Origin of the sequence: Roseospira visakhapatnamensis, from assembly GCF_014197915.1 — a bacterium.
GTDB classification, from domain to species: domain Bacteria; phylum Pseudomonadota; class Alphaproteobacteria; order Rhodospirillales; family Rhodospirillaceae; genus Rhodospira; species Rhodospira visakhapatnamensis.
The window spans coordinates 63,159-82,487 of sequence record NZ_JACIGK010000012.1 but is presented as its reverse complement, the minus strand read 5'-3'; the positions used below and the strand labels follow the sequence as shown (position 1 = coordinate 82,487).

The following is a 19,329-nucleotide window of genomic DNA, read 5'->3' as shown; positions in this document are numbered from 1 at the left end:
CGGCCGAGAACACAGCGCCGACCGTCTCGCCGTCAGGTCCGGTGACCGGAGAACACCTGGGGGCAAAGCGCGTCGCACGGAACTCTGCCGACGCCGGGGACCCAGGAACCAGCACGTCGTCGCACAGGACTCCCCCCGTGCGTGCGTCCAGTGCCGCCGCGGGCCCCGACGAGCGCGGGGCATCCGCCCCGGTGGTCTGGCAGCCGGCCACCGCCAATCCCGTGATCATCGCCAACACAATCGCGCGCATTGTCTTCCCTCCCGTTTTTTGCACGCCCAGGATGCACCATCCGTCCCGCCGCATCAAGGGCGCGCGGATCGCCGGGGTCCGGTCTGTGAGCGCGGCGAGACATGCGCGACCGTGCTCCCGGACAGCAGGACAGGGGCAACGGGAGACGGGCATGGCCAGGGGACTCAGCGGGATCCGCGCGGCGGCGGCGCTTCTGGACACCGCCGGGCCTCCGGGTACGGATCTGGTGCATGTCAACGGGCGCGAGATCGGCGACCTGGCGGCCTCGGGGTACCCGATGGCGCGGGCGCCGGACGGCACGGTGGCGGTGCTGGACCGGGGCGCCGTGGCGGCGCGCGGGCGCCGGGGCGACACCGACGTCATCCATGCCGGCCGCCAGGCCCAGCGCTACCTGCGCGCCCGGGGCGGCGCCGGGACCATCAACCCGGCCACCGGGCGGCGCGAGTTCTTCGACGCCGGGTCCGATGACGATGGGTCCGACGACGACGGATCCGACGGGGGTTCCCAGGGGGGTTCCCAGGGGGGCGCCGACAAGGGGTCCGACCGCAAGGGCGGGAACGACGGCGGCGGATCGGACGGCCCCCAGGGCTCCGATGGCGGGCGCTCCGGCGGCTCCCAGGGGGGCTCGACGGGTTCCGGGAGGTCCGGGAGGTCCGGCGACGTCGGCAAGTCCGGCAAGTCCGGTAAGTCCGGCGGACCGGGCGGGGCGGGCGGATCGAGGGGATCCTCCCTCGCCACGGACGACGCGGGCTCGACACTGAACACGTCCAGCGGCGCCAGACAGGTCAGTGGCGCGTCCCTGACAGCGACAGACCCAGAAGCCGCCGCCCTTATGGGGGGGCACGACTTAGGCGCATTGGCCGGTTTGCCTTCAGAAGAAAGCATTGCTGCTGGCTTGGCGATGGAGAGTGTTGGACAAACTATCGCCAGAGAAGTGTTTAACACCCTAAACCCGTTTGGCCTTGACATAAATCCTCAAATTGGCCCGACCGGGCTCGCTCATCGTGCGACCTTCGATCCGGTGGGAATGGTCGGATCTGTCGTTGGCGGTGTCATGGGTGTTCCGGGACTCGGCCTCGTTGGTTCCGCCCTCGGGCCGGACATCGATCTTGGACTGCTGGAAGACCTCCCCGACGCCTTTTCCGCCGACGGGCGGACCTCCAACACCCGGGACTTTTCCGGCGACGGGGCCGGCAGCGGCCGCGACCGCCCCCTGGCCGCCATGATCGAGGAGGCCCTCGAAGACGCCGACGACGACGCCAGCGCGCTCGCCGTGGAGGAGCGCGCCTACATCCTGCCGTCCTATGTGCGGCCCGACACCATGCAAGATAGCGAGGTCACCATGTGGGATGCCCCCAAGCAGACCGGCCTGGCCGGGATCGTCGCCGACCAGGGCCGCTATGGCGACACGGCCCTAGCCTACCTGGGGCCGCAAGCCCAGCGGCGCCTGCGTGCCCGGGGCGGCGCCGGGACCATCAACCCGGCCACCGGGCGGCGCGAGTTCTTCGACGAACAGTACTATCTGTCCCAGAACCCCGACGTCCGGGCGGCCGTGGCCAACGGCGATTTCGCGTCCGCCCAGGACCACTACAACGCCCACGGCCGCGCCGAGGGCCGCTACGCGGATTCCACCGACGCCCATTATCTGTCCCGGAACCAGGACGTGGCGGCGGCGGTTCGCTCCGGCCAGTTCTCGGACGCCAGGGAGCATTACGCCCTCCACGGCGCCAGCGAGGGCCGCTCCCTGTACGAAACCCCCGACGGTTTCGATGCCCAGGCCTACCTGGACCAGAACAGGGACGTGGCCGAGTCCGGCATGGACCCCTGGACGCATTACCGGCAGCACGGCATGGACGAAGGCCGGGCGTACACCGCCCCCCAGCCCGAGCCCACGCCGCAGAAAGACCCGGGGGTTATTATTCAAGACATCCTGGACAAGTTCCTGAAGGACTACTTCCCGCCCATGCCGCTGCCCACCGAGCCCGACCCCGATCCCGACGGCAATTCCGACGGCACGCCCGACGGCAATTCCGACGGCAATTCCGACGGCACGCCCGACCCCGGCGGGCCCATCTCCCCCGGGCCGGTCATCACCACGCCGCGCTACCGCTCCGATCGCTATCGCGGCACCAAGGGCTACGGGTTCTAGGGGCGGAGACGCGGCATGAGCATCCTCGGCGACATCGCCAAGTCGGTCCTGCCCTCGATCATCGAGGGGGGGATCTCCCTCTGGGGGGACTCGGAGGCGCGGGAGGCCAACGAACAGGCCGCCGCCGACTACGCGGCCGGCGCCCAGGAAGCGGCGGACCTGCTGTCCGCCGCCGAGGTGGAGGCGCTGGAATACCTGCTGGCCGGCAACGAGGACGTCCGCGCCATCTATGACGAGGCGCGGGGCAGCGGCTTGTCGCAGATGGACTCCCTGGCCACCGCCTACGACATGGCCGTCAGCACCGGCCTGATGCGCTCCGACCAGCTGCTGACCGAGGCCCTGACCGGCTACCACGCCACCCTGGAGGGGGGGCTCGACCGGTACCTGGACGCCATCGGCACCGGCCTCGGCGGCGCGGTCGAGACGTACGGGCTGGGTTCGGCCGCCGCGCGGCGGGACATCGACGCGGGCCAGGCGGCCTACGCCGCCCAGTTCGCGCCCTACCAGGACGCCGGGCGGGAGGCCCTGGGGTCCCTGCGGCGCATCGCGGGCGGTGACCCGTCGGCCCTGACCCCGTCCCAGCGCCGGTTGATGGAGGACCACCAGCGCGGCATGCGCGCCAACCTGGCGGCCTCCGGGCTGCGGGGCGCCGGCCGGGCGGGGGTGGCGGCGTTCAACGAGGGCCAGGCGGCGCTGGCCGCCGACCTGTACGACCAGAACCGCGCGCGCCAGGACGCCGCCACCGACACCCTGGCCCGCTACGGCTACGGCGCGTCGGGGTCCGTGGCCGGCAACGCCGAGCGCAGCGCCGCGGCCCATGCGGCCAACATGCTGGAGACCGCCGGCCGGCAGGCGGCGGCCATCACCGGCGCCAGCCAGAACATGGGCAATGCCGTGCTGGCCACCGCCCAGAACCAGGGGTCGGCGTGGCTCAACACCGCCGACACCCGCGCGCGCAACGCCCTGGGCGTGGCCAGCGACACGGCCCTCAACCGCCAGAACATGGGCCTGCGTCAGCTCGGCCTGACCCAGGACTATTACGGACGCCTGGCGGACCTGGCCACGTCGGACGCCGGCCTGCGCGCCGACGCCACCAAGTCCATCGGCCAGGCGCAGGGCTCCGCCAAGTCCAACGCCGGCTACATCGAGGCCCTGGCCGGGCTGGCCAACGCCCAGCAGGCCGGCACCACCTGGGGCACCCTGGCCTCCATCACCGCCAACGGCGCCAAGAACGCCCTGGCCGCCTACGGAGGATCGTGACCCATGGCCGTCGCGCCCACGCGCCTGCCCCGCGGCTCTTACGGCGATCCCATGCCGCGCGCCCCCGGTCCGCAGGGCCTGCGCTTCATCACGGCGAACCCGGCGCTGGAGGGCTATCGGCGCCAGGAGCAGGCGCAACAGCGCCGGGACGTCCTGGCCCGCGCCGAGCAGGCGCACGACCGCGCCGAGGGCCTGCGGCGCATCACGGCGGAGGCGGCCCAGGCCCGGGCCGGCGGCGCGGCGCCCACCTGGCGGCGGGACTATCAGCAGGCCCTGGCCGAGGGCGGGCACGGCCGCGAGGCCATGGCGGCCGCCGACGCCACCGACACCGCCGAGATCAAGATCCTGGAGATGGCCGCCTCCGGCAGCCCCGACCGGGCGCTGCACCTGGCCCGCGCCCAGGGCATCCCGGTCACGCCGCAGATGGAACGGATGATCCGCACCCCGTCCGTGGCCGGCGTGATGGCCGAGGCGGCAAAGATCCCCGGCGCCGACAAGGACCCGGAGTGGACCCGCGCCTACGCGTCCGCGCGCCTGAACGGCCTGGCGCCGACCCAGGCCCTGGAGCGGGCCGGCTCCGTCGGCAACGCCGCGACCCGCTTCCTGGACGGGTTCGATCCGGCCCGGTACGGCCTGCCCGGGGGGACGCCCGGGGGAGCATCGCCCGGAGCGCCCGGGGCGCCCGGGGAGACGCCGTCCGCGCTGCCGTCGCTGCGGGACGGCCTGCGCGCCACCGAGAGCGGCGGCAACCCGGCCGCCCTGCGATCCGACACGAAGTCCGCCGGGCTTTACCAGCACACGCCCGCGCGCTTGCAGGATCTGGGCGTCTACAGCGGTGACGGGGCGTGGAACGGGGGCTTCACCATCCCCGGCTTCCCGAAGGTGCGCACCCTGGCCGACTACCTGGCCAACCCCGATGCCCAGGAAGCCGTGCAAACCCTCCACGAGACCGACATCCTGCGGCAGATCGACACCCTCGGGCTCGGCCAGTACCGGGGCCAGACCGTCGGCGGCGTCCCGATCAACGACAACGCCCTGGTCACCATGGCCCACCTGGGGGGCATGGGCGGCCTACGCAAGTTCCTGGAGACGGACGGGCGGTACAATCCGGCCGACGCGAACGGTACCCGCCTGTCCGACTTCGGACTCAAGTTCGGGCGCGGGTTCCAGCCCCTCTCCGCCGCCGCCATGCTCCCCGCGCTGCCTCCGGACACCGGGCCGGCGCCCCCGCAACAGCAGCAGCAACCAGCACCGCAACAGCAGCAGCCGGGAGGCCGAACGCTGACGCGCCAACAGCTGGACCTGCTCCGGGCGCGGGCGCGCACCGACCCCGAGGGCGCCATGAAGGCCCTGTGGGACACCCTCGGCCCGCCGGAGGCGAAGCCCTTGCGGCCCGTGACCATGGCCGGGCCAGACGGCGCCCCGGTGCTGGGCACCTTCGATCCGGCCACCGGCGCATATACCCCCTCGACCACCCCGGCCCCGACCAGCGCGGCGCGGGAGACGGACCTGTTGCGCCAGGCGCAGGACGCGGCCCGCAAGGAGGCCGACGCCACCGTGTCCCGCGACCCGCTCGGAAATGTCGAGGACCCGGACGGGTGGCGGCGGATCTACGACGCCGCCTTCGACGCGCAGATGCGCCTGCGCGGCCTGGACCCGGAGGCCGCGCGCGCCCGCATGGGACCCAGCGCGCTGTCCACGGAGGTGCTACCGGTGCCCGGCGACGTGTCCGACCTGGAGGCGCTGGACGACGACGCCATCCTGCGCGGGGCGGGGCTTCGATAATGCCGACAGAGACCGAATACCGGATGGAGGCGGGACGGCGGGGGATCCTGCCACCCCGCCACCAAGTCTACTTCGACGAGGCGGTGCGGCGGGGCCTGATCGACCCGGCACCCGAGCCCCCCGAACCCGACGGACCCGGCGTTTGGGCCCAGGCCGGAAACATCGCCCGTGGCGTCGGCGAGCGAGCGCTCGACCTCGCGGGCGGTGCGCTCACAGGCGTGGGTGCCGTCGTCGAGGACCTCGGCGACGCGATGGAACGGCGCGTTCCGCTCGGCACCCTCGCCAACCCGGGGGTGCCCATGACCGAGGAAGAGATCGCCGCGCCCAACCTCGGGTCCGCGATCCAGGCCATCGGCCGGGACGCGGCGGCCGTCGATCTGGGCTACGAGCCCCGCTACACCTGGGACCGTCTCAAAAACAGCGAGGGAGTCCTCGATGCGGCCGGGACCCTGATCGGCTTCGCCACCGAGCAGGGGCTGGTCTCCGTCCCGGACATGATCGCGTCGATCGCCAATCCGGCCGGCTACATCGCGGCCCGATCGGGCGAGATCGGCGCGGCCCGCGCGGAGAACCAGGGCCGGTCCGGGGATGTCCGGGCCCGGGACGTCGCGGAAGCGGCGCCCGCCGCGCTGACCGCCGCGCTGATGGAGCGCTTCGGCGCGCGCGGCGTGCTCGGCCTGGACGACACCGTGGGGCGCCTGGCGGACATCCCCGGCGCGGCCGCGAAAGCCGGCGCCAGGGAAGGCGCGACCGAGTTCGCCCAGGAACAGATCGAGTACGCCGGCGAGACCGTCGGCACCCGCAAGCCCTGGGATGTCTGGGACAGTCTGGAGCGGGGCGCCGCCGGCGCGGTGGCCGGCGGACCGTTCGGGGGCGCCGTCCGCGCCGGAACCGGGGTCGTCCAGGTGCTCACCCATCCGGAGGCCACGCCCCCGGGCATCGGCGAACAGCCCGACGACGGCGACCCCCCTGCGCCACCCCCGCGCCCCCCGGGACCGAAACCCGAGCCGGGGGGCCGCGTCGACGTCGCCCTGGACCACGAAACGCCGGTGCCGCCGCAACCCGACGGCTGGGGGGACGTCTCCCCCGAGGAGATCGCCCGCCTGCGGGCCGGGCAGCGGGCCGCCCCGGTGCCGGGCGGGCGGGTCACCGTGCGGCTGAACGGCGAGACCCTGGCCGGCACGGTCGAGAGCCTCGATCGCCGCGACGCCATGGTGCGCCTGGACGACACCGGCGACCTGGAGCCGGTGCCCGTCGCGGCCCTGGAGCCGGCCCGGCCCCCGAGGGATCCCGGGGAGGCTCCGGCCCCCACCCCTCCAGCCGACGAACTGACCCAGGTCCTGGAGACCGAGCGCCCCGTCGCCGAGATCGTCGCCGAGGCGGAGGGCCGCCCGGCGGGGCGCCGGATCGTCACCCTGCCCAGCGGCGAACGCCTGACCGGCGCGGTCACGCCGCTGGACGACGGCCTGCTGCGGATCGAGGCCGAGGATGGCGCCGTCCTGGTGCTGCCCGAGGGCGCGCCGGGGGTGTCGATCGCCCGCCCGGACGAGGGGGCTGCGCCCGCGCCCCCACCCCTGGCCGAGGCGATCCCGGTCCCCACGCCCTTGCGCCCCACCGTGGACCGCCTGGTCGGCGCCGGCATGGACCCACAGGTGGCGGCGGACGAGGTGATGGAGCGCGACGCGCTGCGCGACGATACACCGCTGCCCTGGCAGGAGATCGCCGACGCCCGGGACGAGGCCCGCCCCGAGACCCGCCCCGAGACACAAACGGGGGCGGAGCCGCCGGCCTTTCTGGCGGACCCGCCCGAGGCCATGCGCGCCGAAGCCATGCGCGCCGTGGGCCTGCCCGACACCGTGGCGGACGTCCACGTCGAGATGGCCAGCGGCCACACCTTCGCCGGCGAGGTCGGCCGTGCCGGCCTCGACGACCAGGGCCGCCCCTGGCTGGAGGTCCGCCAGGAGACCGGCGTGCCCCTGGTGGTCCGCCCGGGCCTCAACGCCGAGGTGACCGCGCGGGACTGGCCCGCCGAGGCCCGGCGGTCCCGCAACCCGCGCGAGGTTGTGGTCAACAGCGCGGACATCGGGCCCTTCAAGACACGTCGCCGCTGGCGCGACGCCGCGATCCGGAAGATCCGCGCCCACGTCGGTACGAAGGTCCGGCACGGCGAACTGGGCGACATCCGCATCCCCTTGATGGGCGTCAAGCACACAGTCCAGGGCGCGCAGGAAGAGCTTTTGCTTGCCGCCACCCGGCTTCCCGACCTGATCCGCACGGCCCAGCGGATGGGTCCGCCACAGCCGGACCGCCGAGGGCGCCCCGAGATCAAGGCCGTGCACCATCTGCAGGGCTCGGTGCGTGTCGACGGGGCCGTCAGGGCCACGCACATTGTCGTCCGCGAGACGGCCGACGGACGGCTATTCTACGACCTGGCCCTGATGGGGAAAGACGGCTCTCCCGCTACCGGTGCCGTCCGCCCGCCGGGCGCAGTGGGCATCCAGACTTCAAGCAAGGAGAGCCTGACTCAGAGTATAGGCGCGGCATCCTCCACGCTCAACCCTGGCCTCACTGACACCCCCGCCGAGACGCGGCGAAGCGAGACACCCCCCTTGGTCCGGTCCCTGCTGGGCGACGAACTGGGCGATCTGCGCGGCCTGAAAAACCGCCGAAAGGCGATGGAGGATTGGTACCGGACCCACCTTCAGGGGCGGACCGTTGAAGCCTCCGATGGACGCTTGGTGCAGTTTACGCAGCGTGGGCGGAACGAGACAAGGTACCGCCTCTCTCTACAAAAAGCGCTTCACATCGTCGCTGTGGAAGACGTCGTTAAGCACGGGCGCTATGTGGGGTTCGTGCGAAATGAGAAAGCCAAAGAAAAGCCACGTGTGCGCGGCTACCATCAGTACGAGGGCCTCGTCAGGAGCGGCGACACAACCTTATTGGTCAGCGTCCTCGTCGAAGAAGACCAAAACGGCAACTTGTATTACAATTTAGATACGAAACCCCCCTCTACTCTTGAGCCGTCCCAGTCCAGCAGAGCGGAGGAGGGTTTCAAGGCCGCTTCGGACGATCCGAACGTAGCTGGGCTTCGGGAAGGAAGCAGCCCAACCAATACGATCTCCCCGGCGTGGGACGGCGTCAACCTCTTTGTGCGCCCGGTTGGGGTGGTGCCTGGACGAAGCGCCGCCCCCCTGGTCTACACCCCCGCCGTGACCGGGCAGGCCGCCCGATTGCGCCGCGCGCTGAGAACGCGCCTGCGGGAGATGGGGCTTGGCGACGTGGACGTGGTCATCGCCGAGGACATCGGCGGCGGCGCCCGGGACGGAGTCTATTGGCGAAAGCTCATCGCCGTGGCCCTGGATCGCGGCGAGGACGCGGCCCACGGCACCCTGAACCACGAGGCCATCCACGCCTTGCGCAAGCTGGGCCTCCTGAAAGGGGCCGAGTGGACAGCCTTGAAGGGTGCCGCCCTGTCCGGCGACTGGATCGCCCGGCACCAGGTGGACGCGCGGTATCCGGACCTGTCGTTCGAGGGGCGGCTGGAAGAGGCCGTCGCCGACGAGTATCGCGCCTGGGCGGAGAAGCAGACGCCGGCGCCGCGTCACGCCCTGGCGCGGCGGGCCTTCAACGTCATCCGGCGCGTGCTCGAACAGATCCGCGCCGCGTTCCAGACGGTTTTCCAGCGCCCCGTGACCGCCGAGGACGTCTTCCGCCGGATCGACGCCGGCGCGCTGCGGGGGCGGGGACCGGTGCGCGACGCCGGCACGAGGATGGACGCGTCCGCGCCCCCCGCCCCCCAGCCTGCCCCCTTGGTCGCGACCCTGCGCGGCGATGAGTTGGGCGTTCATGGCGACGATGCCCAGGCCTGGCGGCGCGCCGCCGACGCGTGGTACCGCGCCCACCTTCAGGGCCGGGTGGTCACGGCCTCGGACGGTCGCCCAATCCGCCTGACGGCCCGAGGGCGTAAAAAGACTGTACACCAGCTTTCGCCCACGACGGCGCGATACGTCCCCGCCATCGTCACAGTGCTGGAGTCGGGCGAATACGCGGGCTTTTCCGAGAACAGGAAGCCGGAAATCAAACCGGATGTACGCGGGTACCATCGATATGAAGGAGGCGTTGCGATTGGGTCCGAAACAACCCGGGTCCGGCTGCTCGTCGAAGAGCGAACGGATGGCACACTTTACTATGACCTCTATACAGAGGCCCCCTCCAGTGATCCGGGATTGAAGAGACCCGGGCCGAAGGGGGCTTCCGAGGACAACGCCTCGTCTCGAAGAATACCGCCACCGGAACAGTCGGTCAATCTGCTCCTGCTTGAAACACACCCCGCGACCCTGAGTGGCGCCGGGGGTGCCGAGACGTCCAGGGCCTCGGGGGACGAGGGACGAACCCTTGGTTACCCGCCGCTTGGGATGGTTGCCAGCCCCGGCGCTCACCCGGACAGTATCGCGCCAACGCCGTCGAACCGCAACGAAAACGACCGCGATACCCCCGCCGAGTCGCGGCGCCCCATCGGCCCGTTCGGCCCCATCTTCACGGAGTTCCGCCACGACGCCAAGGGTGCCATCGCCCGCCTGATTCAGGAGCAAAGCGGAGAAGCGGTCGCCGCGCTGCACCACCCCGAAATCGGCGATATCGATCTTGTGTGGGGAAAGGCGGGGACCGGCGCCAGTGACGGCTACGGCCTGGCCAAGCTGGTGCGCTTCCACCCGGAGGTCCTGGATAATCTCCAGGGCATCCTGAGCGAGACCAAGGTGGTCAGCCGCAGCCCCAACCGTGTCCGGCTGGCGTCGACACACCACACCGCCGTCGTCTCGCTGCAGTACTTCGACAGAGAGAAGACGTGGCTGCTGACGGCTTACGAGAGAAGGGGGAGTGGCGCCGGCACGACGATGGACACTGCCGAACTTCCTGGCGGAGGTGACACAGCTCGCTCCGCCGCCACTCACCCGGACAGTATCGCGCCAACGCCGTCGAACCGCAACGAAAACGACCGCGATACCCCCGCCGAGTCGCGGCGCCCCATCGGCCCGTTCGGCCCCATCTTCACGGAGTTCCGCCACGACGCCAAGGGTGCCATCGCCCGCCTGATTCAGGAGCAAAGCGGAGAAGCGGTCGCCGCGCTGCACCACCCCGAAATCGGCGATATCGATCTTGTGTGGGGAAAGGCGGGGACCGGCGCCAGTGACGGCTACGGCCTGGCCAAGCTGGTGCGCTTCCACCCGGAGGTCCTGGATAATCTCCAGGGCATCCTGAGCGAGACCAAGGTGGTCAGCCGCAGCCCCAACCGTGTCCGGCTGGCGTCGACACACCACATGGCGACCGTCCGCCTTGAGTGGGACGGTCGCGCCAAGACGTGGCTGCTGACGGCGTATGAGAAAAGAAGGAGTGGCGCCGGCACGACGACGGACACTGCCGAACTTCCTGGCGGAGGTGACACAGCTCGCTCCGCCGCCACTCACCCGGACAGTATCGCGCCAACGCCGTCGAACCGCAACGAAAACGACCGCGATACCCCCGCCGAGTCGCGGCGCCTGGGCGCGGCCCTCGACCGCACCCTGACCGCGCTCCGGGACGCCCATCTGCCGCCGCCGGCCGAGCGGGTGCGCGCCGCCACCGAGGACTGGATCCAGGGGACGCGCCTGTCGGACCCCGACGGCATAAAAATCACCCAATGGCTACGAGGCTCGTTCATATTCCCTAACCACGTGGCCTCCGGGCGGCCGGCGTTCGCGCCGGTGTTCCACCAGGGCATGCGCTTCATCGAGACCCGCGAGACGATCGCCCGCGCGCTGGGCGACCACCTGCGGCCCTATGCCGAGGCCAGCCCCCGGGACCAGCGGGCGGTCAACGCGGTGCTGGAGATGGGGCGGCTGAAGGGCCGGGACTTCTCCGGGGACCCGGTGATCACGGTCGTCAACGACCTCGACCGCGCCCTTCCCAACACCCGCCGCGCCCTGCTGAAGCCGGGCGAGAGGATCACCCTCAGCCAGGATCAGGCCCGGCAGTACCGGGCCGTGCGCCAGGCCATGCGCGCGGCGCTGGCGCTGTACCGGACGGCCTATCTGACCCAGCAGGGCTTCGGGCGCCCGGGCGACCCGGCCACCCCCGCCGCCTTCCACGACATGGCCAACCGGGTGGACGCGGGCGCCGATCCGACCACCCTGGCGCGGCCGGACGCCGACGGCGCGTTTCCCGACCTGCGCCCGGAGACCCTGCGGGAGATCGCCGATGTGCTGGGCATCCTCGCCCAGGCCGACCGCGAGGGCTACGTGCCCTTCAGCCGCTACGGCGACTGGGGTGTCGCCGTGATCCGCCCGGCGGCGCGGGGCCGGGAGGTGGTGGCGTTCCACAAGGCCGAAGGCCGGACGGAGGCGGCCCGGATCGCGCGGGAACTGCGGGCGGCGCACGCCCAAGACCCCGGCGTCCGGGTTCTGCCGCCGCGCAAGCTGCCCACGGAGGAGGCGTTCCGCGACGACGTGCTGGACCTGGGCGCCATCGCCGCCTTCGCCCGCAAGGGCGGCGTGGACCCCGAGACCGTGCAGCAGGTCGTCGAGGCGGCCCAGGGCGAACTGTCCCGGGCCGGCTTCAAGAAGCACTTTATCGACAGCAAGGGCACCGCCGGCTACACGCAGGACTTCGCGCGATCCCTGGCCGATTACGTGGTCGGACTGTCCGGGCACCTGGCCCGGCGGGAGACCATGCCGGAGATGACGCGGGCGATCTCGCGGATTCCGAACACCCAGCCCGACCTGAAGCGGGCGGCCCACGCCTACCGGGACTACCTGTTCGACCCCGTCGAGGAATGGGGGCGCATCCGCGCCTTCAATTTCTTCGCCTATCTGGGCGGCAACCCGTCCTCCGCCGCGCTCAACACCACCCAGGTCGTCGTGTTCACCGGCCCGGTCCTGTCGGCGCTGTCCAACCCGGCGCGCGCCGGCCGCGCCCTGACGCGCGCCGCCGCCCTCGCGACCCGGGTGGTGCGCCTCCGGGCCAACGCCAAATGGATCGAGCTGGACTACGACGCCCTGCCGGGTCACCTGCGCGACCCGGTGATGCGCCTGGTCGAGAAGGGGGCCCTGGTGCCCCAGGTCAGCCTGGAGCAGCAGGGCGTCGCGGCCGGACGCCGCGCCTCGGCGGCCCGGGGCGCAGCCGAAAAGGTCCGCAACGCGGGCGAGGCCGCCGCCGCCCTGTTCAGCGCCACCGAGCAGTGGAACCGCCTGGTCACCGTCCTCGCCACCCTGGATCTGGCCCGGGACGCCAAGGTGCGCGCCGCCGCCCAGGACATGTTCAAAAACGACGCCCTGTTCCACGAGCGCCTGCGCAAGACGGGACAGACCGCGATGGTCCTGGCCCGGGAAGGCGGCGACCCGGTCACCGGGTCGGTCCTCGACCAGGATCAGAAAGACCGGGGCCAGACCGTGGACGGCCGGTCGAACAGCGGCCAGCCGACGACAGTGCGCACGGCGCGGGGCGGGACGCTCCGGCTCGCGTCCGACGGGCGCTACACCTACACCCCGCCGGCCACCCTGCCGGCGCCGCTGAAAAACGGGCGACCGGTCACCGATCACGGGGCGTACACGGTGCGTCTGCCCTCCGGCAAGACGGTGGACCGGCGCTTCTCGGCCGAGATCGGCTACCTGAGCGCGGTGGACCTGGCCCAGTGGGTGACCGAGCAGACCCAGTTCATCCTCGGCAAGGCCAACCGGGCGCCCGCCCTGCGGGGGGTCGGCGCGCTGGTGTTCCAGTTCAAGGCGTTCACGCTGCACGCGTTGCAGTTCCAGTGGCGCCTGGCGACCCGCTACGGGCCGCGCGGCCGGGCCGCGCTGGGGATGAACCTGATAGCGCTTCTGCTGCTGAGCGGGGTGATGGGCCTGCCGTTCGTGGAGGACCTCGACGAGATCCTGCGCGCGCTCGGCATCGCCCCGGACAGCCGCGCCTGGTTCACCGACACCTTCGGCCCCACCTGGGGCGAGGTGCTGCGCACCGGCGCGACCCGGCCCCTCCTCGGCGTGGACTTCGGCCCGCGCGTCGGCATGGGCGACATCCTGCCGATCCCCTTCGAGCAACGTCCCACGCAAACCCTCTTCGACATGTGGGCGCCGGTTCTCGGCGTAAGCGGATCGACGGCCAGCAACCTCGTGCATGCCTTCAACGAGGCCAGCTATGGCCGCTGGGTGAACGCCGCCGTCACCCTGGCGCCCTACGTGGGCTCGGCGGGGGCCGGCAACGTCTCCAAGGCCCTGGTCCGTGGACAGGAAGGATACCGCACCCGGCGCGGCGACCTGCTGCTGTCAGAGGAGGAGATCACGCCCTGGGACACGGCGACCCGGGCGCTCGGCTTCCAGTCCGCCCATCTGGCCCGCGAGATCGATATCCTCGGGTCCCAGCACCGCCTGGAGAAGGCCGGCGAGGCCGGGCGCGCGCTGCGCCAGCGCCTGGTGCGGGCGGTCGTGGACCGGGACCGCGAGGCCGAGCGCGCCGCCCTGGCCGAGATCGAAGCCTGGAACACGGCCCATGCCGACCGTCCCTGGATGCAGATCCGGCTGACCCGGCCGGCCCTGCGGCACATGGTCCTGCGCGAGATGCTCGGCGCCTCGGACGCCTTGACGGCGACCGCCCCCCGGGCCGCGCGGCCGGAGATGCGGCGCATCCAGGAGACGTTCCCACGGTAGGCCCGGCGCCCGAAAGGCCGGTCCGCGCGTTACCGCTGCACCCCGGAAGGCCGGGGCGATTGGTATGGCCGGTAGAGGTCCGGGTAGGGAGACCGGGTCCCGGCCTGTCCCGTGTACGGGTTGACGTTCCCTCGCGTGGACCAGTTGTTGTAGGGCGTTCTGTCCGGCGCGGACCGGTAATGGGGCGCCACGTAGGTGCCGTCGCTTCGGGTGTACCCCTCGACGTAGATCGAGTCCGCAAAGGCCGGCGCCGCCGCAAGCACCGCGCTCAGGGTGACGGCGGCAAGCAAGGTGCGTCCCATGGTTTTTTCCCCTCAGATATGCGCCCCAAGAGTGTTCATTACGCGAGTCCCCCGGCGAGGAGTCAAGCGGGAGGAGGACCGGCGCGCGATAAGCCGGTGAGCGCGACGGGACACGGCGTAGCGTGACGGGAGTCCCCCCCCGTACCCACGGCCCGAAGACCCCGCCCATGTCCGACCAGCCGCCCCCGACCTTTGTGGAGATGCTGATCCCCGGGGCCTGGCTGGCGCTGGTCGCCGGCCTGGCGCGTCTCCTGCACCACCATCGGCTGGTGTCGCTGGGGCAGCGGCGGCTGCTGTCCTGGTCGCTGATGTGGGAACTGCCGACGGCCGCCCTGTGCGCGGTGCTGGGCGCCGGCGCCGCCGAATGGCTCGGCGCCGGCCTCACCAGCCCGCTCGCGGCGGCGCTGGTCGGCGTGCTGTCCCTGCTGGGGCCGCGCGGCATCGAGACCACGCTCGCCCGCATCCTCGACCACTACTACCCGGAGGACCGGTGAATGGACACGCCCACGCTGTACGCCCACTGGCGCGACGTCCCGGCCGGGGCCTGGCGCTGGCCGCATTTCTCGCCGGCCGAGATCGCCTGCCGGGGGACCGGTGAACTGCTGGTCCATCCCCAGGCCCTGGACGCCCTGGAGGCGCTGCGCGAGGCGCTGGGCCACGCGCCGCTGATCCTCACCAGCGCCTACCGGTCCGAGACCCACAACCGCCGGGTGGGCGGCGCGCGGCGCTCCAAGCACCGGGAGGGCACCGCCTTCGACATCGCCACCGGGAACCACCACCCGACCGTGCTGCGCGACGCCGCCCTGGGCGTCGGCTTCCAGGCGGCGGCCTGGTACCCGAAGCAGACCTTCGTGCACATCGACCTCGGCCCGCCGCGCACATGGGGCGCGCCGTTCCCGCCCCGGCCGGTCGTGCACGCGGAAGACGCAACGCGATTCCCGCCAGAGGCGACCCGACCGGCCCCCGCCCGGGTGACGACGGCGGTGGGCGGCGGCGCCACCGCCGTGGCGACAGGCGCCGGCGCGGTGCTGGAGACCTTTGACGGCGACGCGGCCAGGGTCGCGGTGGTCGCGCTGATCCTGCTGGTCGCGGCGGGTGTGGCCGCGGCCTGGCGCCTGGGCTGGCTGACGGAACGCGCCCGGTGATCGGCGCCGTCCTGCGCCTGGGACCCGTTCTGGCCGTCGGTGCCGTGCTGCTGGCGGCGGCCGGCGGGGGCTGGTGGATCGCCGCGACGGTCGCCGAGCGGGACCGGTTGGCCGCCGAGGCGGTCGCGCTTCGGGCCTCCGTGGACGCCTCCGACACGGCGCTGGCCGAATCCGAGGCGCATCACCAGGCCGTGGTGGACGCCCTGGCCCGCGCCCATGCCCAGACCGCGCGGCTGGTGGCGCGGTCAGCCACCATCCTGGAGGACCTGCGCCATGCGACCGCGCCCGACTGCCCCGTGCCTCGTGCTGTGCGCGATGCTGTTGACCGCCTGTGGCCACCGGCCGAGTGACCCGGCGCCGGCGCCCTGCGTCTGCCCGGCCATCCCCGACGCCCTGCTGACCTGCCCCGAGGGAGCCGCCCGGCCCGACCCGATCGACATGGTCACCCTGACCATCGCCCTGGCCGAGGAACGCGCCGCCGGCGACGTGTGCCGGGCCAGGATGGGGGAGATTCGATCCCTGGAAAATCGGGCCTCAGAAGCCCGCTGACCTTGGGCGCAATTTGGGCGCAACGGCGGCCATGTTCAGTGTCCGTTCTGGCAGAACATGGCCGCCGTTGGCGCCAAAAGGCTAGGAATGCGGCCTACTCCAGGGCTTGCACGATCTCTTCGGTCATCTTCTTGGCGTCGCCGAAGAGCATCATTGTATTGTCCTTGAAGAACAACGGGTTGTCCACGCCGGCATAGCCGGACGCCATGGAGCGCTTCACGAACAGCACCGTCTTGGCGTTTTCCACGTCCAGGATCGGCATGCCGTAGATCGGGCTCGACGGGTCCGTCTTGGCCGACGGGTTGGTGACATCGTTCGCCCCGATGACATAGGCCACGTCGGCGGTGGAGAACTCGCTGTTGATGTCCTCCAGTTCGAACACCTCGTCATAGGGCACGTTCGCCTCGGCCAGCAGCACGTTCATGTGCCCCGGCATGCGGCCCGCCACCGGGTGGATGGCGTACTTCACCTCGATGCCCTCGGCCTTCAGCTTGTCGGCCATCTCGCGCAGGGCATGCTGGGCCTGGGCCACCGCCATGCCATAGCCCGGCACGATGATGACCTTGGAGGCGTTCGACATAATGAAGCTGGCGTCGTCGGCGCTGCCCGGCTTGACCGCCTTGTCGCCACCGGGACCGGCCGCCGCCGCCGCGCTGTCGCCGCCGAAGCCGCCCAGGATCACGTTGAAGATCGAGCGGTTCATGCCCTTGCACATGATGTAGGACAGGATCGCGCCCGAGGAGCCCACCAGCGCGCCGGCCACGATCAGCAGCGGGTTACCCAGCGTGAAGCCGATGCCCGCCGCCGCCCAGCCGGAGTAGCTGTTGAGCATCGAGATGACCACCGGCATGTCGGCGCCGCCGATGGGGATGATGAGCAGGAAGCCCAGCGCGAAGGCCAACGCGGTGAGCAGCAGGAAGACCGTATAGCTTTCCGTCGCGCAGAAGATCACCAGCAGCACCAGCATGGCGATGCCGAGAGCGGCGTTCAGCTTGTGCTGTCCGGTGAAGGTCACCGGCGAGCCCGAGACCAGCCCCTGCAGCTTGGCGAAGGCCACCACCGAGCCCGAGAACGTGATGGCACCGATGGCCAGGCCCAGCGACATCTCGATCATGCTGGCCACGGGCAGCGAGCCCACGGTCCCGATGCCGTAGTTCTCCGGCGTCAGCAGCGCCGCCCAGGCCACCAGCACGGCGGCCATGCCGACCAGCGAGTGGAAGGCGGCCACCAACTGCGGCAACGCGGTCATCTTCACCTTTCGCGCCACGACCGCGCCCACGCCGCCGCCAATCGCCACGGCCAGCGCCATGGGCAGGTAGTTCACCACGTTCGGCGCGATCAGCGTCGTCAGCACGGCGATGCCCATGCCGATCATGCCGAACAGGTTGCCCTGTCGCGCGCTGGTGGGAGAGGAGAGGCCCCTGAGCGCCAGGATGAAGCACACCGCGGCGACCAGATAGGCCATCATTGTCAGACCGAATCCCATGTCTCGCCCTCCCTAGCTCTTCTTCTTCTTGAACATGGCGAGCATGCGTTCCGTGACGATGAAGCCACCGAAGATGTTGATCGATGCCAGCAGCACGGCGCCGAGCCCCAGCCAGCTCGCGCTGGTGAAATCGGCGGGCCCGGCGGCGATCAGGGCGCCGACGATGATCACGGAGGAAATCGCGTTGGTCACGCCCATCAGCGGCGAGTGCAGCGCCGGGGTGACGCTCCAGACGACATAGAAGCCGATGAAGCAGGCCAGCACGAACACGGTGAACAGCCACCAGAACTCGCCGGCGTGACCGCCGCCCGCGGCGGCCGCGGCCCCCATCGCCGAGCCCGCCATCTGGTCGGCCAGGGCCTGGGCGTTCTGGGCCAGGGCGCCGGCCTGCTCGGCGAGCGCGCCGGCCTGGGACGCGATGGTCTCGTTTTGCGTTGCCATGAGGGTCCCTCTCCCTAGTTCGAACCGCCGGCGAGGGCCGGATGGACCACCGTGCCGTCGTGACAGACGCAGGTGCCCTTGATGGTCTCGTCGTCCCAGTTCAACTTGAGTCCCTTGGACTCCTTGTCGACCATGGGGGTGAAGAAGTTCAGCAGGTTCTTGGCGAACAGCGGGCTCGCATCGGCGGCCACGCGCGTCGGCAGGTTGGGGTAGCCGATGATCTTGACGCCCTCCACCTCGACGGTCTTGCCCAGTTCCGACAGCTCGCAGTTGCCGCCAGCCTCGACCGCCATGTCCACGATCACCGAGCCCTTCTTCATGCTGCGGACCTGCTCGGCGGTGACCAGCTTGGGCGCCGGGCGGCCGGGGATCAGGGCGGTGGTGATGACGATGTCGGTCTTTTTCAGGACCTCGGAGATGACCTGCTTCTGCTTTTCGAAGTACTCCGGCGGCATTTCCTTGGCGTATCCGCCCTCGGTCTCCGCCTGCTTCTCCATCTCCTCGTCGACGGTCACGAACTTGCCACCCAGGCTTTCCACCTGTTCGCGGGTCGCGGGGCGGACGTCGGTGGCCTGGACGGCGGCGCCCATGCGCTTGGCGGTGGCGACGGCCTGAAGGCCGGCGACGCCGGCGCCGAACACCAGCACGCGCGCGGGCGGCACGGTGCCGGCGGCGGTCATCATCATGGGGAAGGCGCGCGCGAAGGCGTTGGCCGCCTCGATCACCGCCTTGTAGCCGCCCAGGTTGGCCTGCGACGACAGAATGTCCATCGACTGCGCCCGGCTGATGCGCGGCATCAGTTCCATGGCGAAGGCGGTGACGCCGGCCTTGGCCAGGGCCTCGACCGTGGGCTTCTGGGTCAGGGCGTTCAGATGACAGAACAGCAGAGCGCCCTTCTTCATGAGGGCGATCTCGTCGGCCCCCTCCTCGGCGGTCTCGTCGGCCATCATCGGGCGCTGGATCTTCCAGACCACGTCGGCGTCGCCCAGGGCGGCGGCGGCATCCGGCGCGATCTTGGCGCCCACCTCGGTCAGCATGGCGTCGGTGACATCGGCGCCGAGGCCGGCGCCCTGTTCCACCACCACCTCGACACCCAGGCCGACCAGCTTCTTGACGACCTCGGGCGAGATCGCCACGCGGCATTCATCGCTGCGGCGTTCCTTCGGTACGGCGAGTTTCATGGATTGTGACCCTCGATCGATCAACATATGACCAACGGACACGGAACATGGCCGTTGATGTGTGCGGGACCAGCCCAGCCCCCCGGCCGGCCCTCCCGGGACG

At 71.3% G+C, this 19,329-nt stretch carries 12 protein-coding genes; 8 read left to right on the top strand and 4 right to left on the bottom strand.

Features of this window, described 5'->3' with window-relative positions; all coding sequences use genetic code 11:
* Positions 1 to 401 precede the first annotated feature (401 nt).
* The 4 genes from GGD89_RS09530 to GGD89_RS19735 are packed head-to-tail and all read left to right on the top strand — an operon-like array spanning position 402 to position 14,122.
* Positions 402 to 2,399 carry a hypothetical protein gene (locus GGD89_RS09530; protein WP_184044513.1) on the top strand — a complete coding sequence of 666 codons (1,998 nt, stop codon included), beginning with the start codon at positions 402 to 404 and terminating at the stop codon, positions 2,397 to 2,399.
* 15 nt (positions 2,400 to 2,414) lie between these two features.
* On the top strand, positions 2,415 to 3,659 hold the full coding sequence (locus GGD89_RS09525) for a hypothetical protein (RefSeq protein ID WP_184044511.1): 1,245 nt from the start codon (positions 2,415 to 2,417) through the stop codon (positions 3,657 to 3,659).
* Positions 3,660 to 3,662: 3 nt separating this feature from the next.
* Positions 3,663 to 5,444 (top strand): hypothetical protein, encoded by a 1,782-nt coding sequence (locus GGD89_RS09520; RefSeq protein ID WP_184044509.1) that lies wholly within the window; start codon positions 3,663 to 3,665, stop codon positions 5,442 to 5,444.
* Complete coding sequence (locus GGD89_RS19735) at positions 5,444 to 14,122, top strand: PLxRFG domain-containing protein (RefSeq protein WP_221238394.1); 8,679 nt, start codon at positions 5,444 to 5,446, stop codon at positions 14,120 to 14,122. Before GGD89_RS09520 ends, GGD89_RS19735 begins: the two co-directional genes overlap by 1 nt.
* Positions 14,123 to 14,151: 29 nt before the next feature.
* Here GGD89_RS19735 and GGD89_RS09485 read toward each other — a convergent pair whose 3' ends face one another.
* Positions 14,152 to 14,424 (bottom strand): hypothetical protein, encoded by a 273-nt coding sequence (locus GGD89_RS09485; protein ID WP_184044507.1) that lies wholly within the window; start codon positions 14,422 to 14,424, stop codon positions 14,152 to 14,154.
* A 167-nt stretch (positions 14,425 to 14,591) separates the two neighbouring features.
* On the opposite strand from GGD89_RS09485, the gene GGD89_RS09480 reads away from it, so the two are divergent.
* From GGD89_RS09480 to GGD89_RS09465, 4 genes are read left to right on the top strand one after another with little or no spacing between them, the layout of a single operon-like run.
* A complete protein-coding gene (locus GGD89_RS09480; protein ID WP_184044505.1) occupies positions 14,592 to 14,918 on the top strand; it encodes a phage holin family protein in 327 nt (108 codons plus the stop codon).
* Positions 14,919 to 15,569, top strand: a complete 651-nt coding sequence (locus GGD89_RS09475; RefSeq protein WP_184044503.1) for a YcbK family protein — start codon at positions 14,919 to 14,921, stop codon at positions 15,567 to 15,569.
* Positions 15,566 to 15,919 carry a hypothetical protein gene (locus GGD89_RS09470; protein ID WP_184044501.1) on the top strand — a complete coding sequence of 118 codons (354 nt, stop codon included), beginning with the start codon at positions 15,566 to 15,568 and terminating at the stop codon, positions 15,917 to 15,919. Before GGD89_RS09475 ends, GGD89_RS09470 begins: the two co-directional genes overlap by 4 nt.
* Positions 15,885 to 16,118, top strand: a complete 234-nt coding sequence (locus GGD89_RS09465; protein ID WP_184044499.1) for a hypothetical protein — start codon at positions 15,885 to 15,887, stop codon at positions 16,116 to 16,118. Before GGD89_RS09470 ends, GGD89_RS09465 begins: the two co-directional genes overlap by 35 nt.
* A gap of 94 nt (positions 16,119 to 16,212) precedes the next feature.
* On the opposite strand, the gene GGD89_RS09460 is transcribed toward GGD89_RS09465, so the two are convergent.
* The 3 genes from GGD89_RS09460 to GGD89_RS09450 are packed head-to-tail and all read right to left on the bottom strand — an operon-like array spanning position 16,213 to position 19,226.
* Positions 16,213 to 17,604 carry an NAD(P)(+) transhydrogenase (Re/Si-specific) subunit beta gene (locus GGD89_RS09460; protein WP_184044497.1) on the bottom strand — a complete coding sequence of 464 codons (1,392 nt, stop codon included), beginning with the start codon at positions 17,602 to 17,604 and terminating at the stop codon, positions 16,213 to 16,215.
* A gap of 12 nt (positions 17,605 to 17,616) precedes the next feature.
* The gene (locus GGD89_RS09455; protein ID WP_184044495.1) at positions 17,617 to 18,045 is read right to left on the bottom strand and encodes an NAD(P) transhydrogenase subunit alpha part 2; all 429 of its coding nucleotides are present in this window, start codon (positions 18,043 to 18,045) and stop codon (positions 17,617 to 17,619) included.
* Between the two features lie 14 nt (positions 18,046 to 18,059).
* Positions 18,060 to 19,226: a Re/Si-specific NAD(P)(+) transhydrogenase subunit alpha gene (locus tag GGD89_RS09450; protein WP_184044493.1), complete on the bottom strand. Its 1,167-nt coding sequence runs from the start codon at positions 19,224 to 19,226 to the stop codon at positions 18,060 to 18,062.
* Positions 19,227 to 19,329 lie beyond the last annotated feature (103 nt).

Bases quoted from the DNA above. Each gene is read 5' to 3' on its own strand.
- GGD89_RS09530 (WP_184044513.1), top strand. From the start codon at position 402: ATGGCCAGGGGACTCAGCGGGATCCGCGCGGCGGCGGCGCTTCTGGAC.
- GGD89_RS09525 (WP_184044511.1), top strand. From the start codon at position 2,415: ATGAGCATCCTCGGCGACATCGCCAAGTCGGTCCTGCCCTCGATCATC.
- GGD89_RS09520 (WP_184044509.1), top strand. From the start codon at position 3,663: ATGGCCGTCGCGCCCACGCGCCTGCCCCGCGGCTCTTACGGCGATCCC.
- GGD89_RS19735 (WP_221238394.1), top strand. From the start codon at position 5,444: ATGCCGACAGAGACCGAATACCGGATGGAGGCGGGACGGCGGGGGATC.
- GGD89_RS09485 (WP_184044507.1), bottom strand. From the start codon at position 14,424: ATGGGACGCACCTTGCTTGCCGCCGTCACCCTGAGCGCGGTGCTTGCG.
- GGD89_RS09480 (WP_184044505.1), top strand. From the start codon at position 14,592: ATGTCCGACCAGCCGCCCCCGACCTTTGTGGAGATGCTGATCCCCGGG.
- GGD89_RS09475 (WP_184044503.1), top strand. From the start codon at position 14,919: ATGGACACGCCCACGCTGTACGCCCACTGGCGCGACGTCCCGGCCGGG.
- GGD89_RS09465 (WP_184044499.1), top strand. From the start codon at position 15,885: ATGCTGTTGACCGCCTGTGGCCACCGGCCGAGTGACCCGGCGCCGGCG.
- GGD89_RS09460 (WP_184044497.1), bottom strand. From the start codon at position 17,604: ATGGGATTCGGTCTGACAATGATGGCCTATCTGGTCGCCGCGGTGTGC.
- GGD89_RS09455 (WP_184044495.1), bottom strand. From the start codon at position 18,045: ATGGCAACGCAAAACGAGACCATCGCGTCCCAGGCCGGCGCGCTCGCC.
- GGD89_RS09450 (WP_184044493.1), bottom strand. From the start codon at position 19,226: ATGAAACTCGCCGTACCGAAGGAACGCCGCAGCGATGAATGCCGCGTG.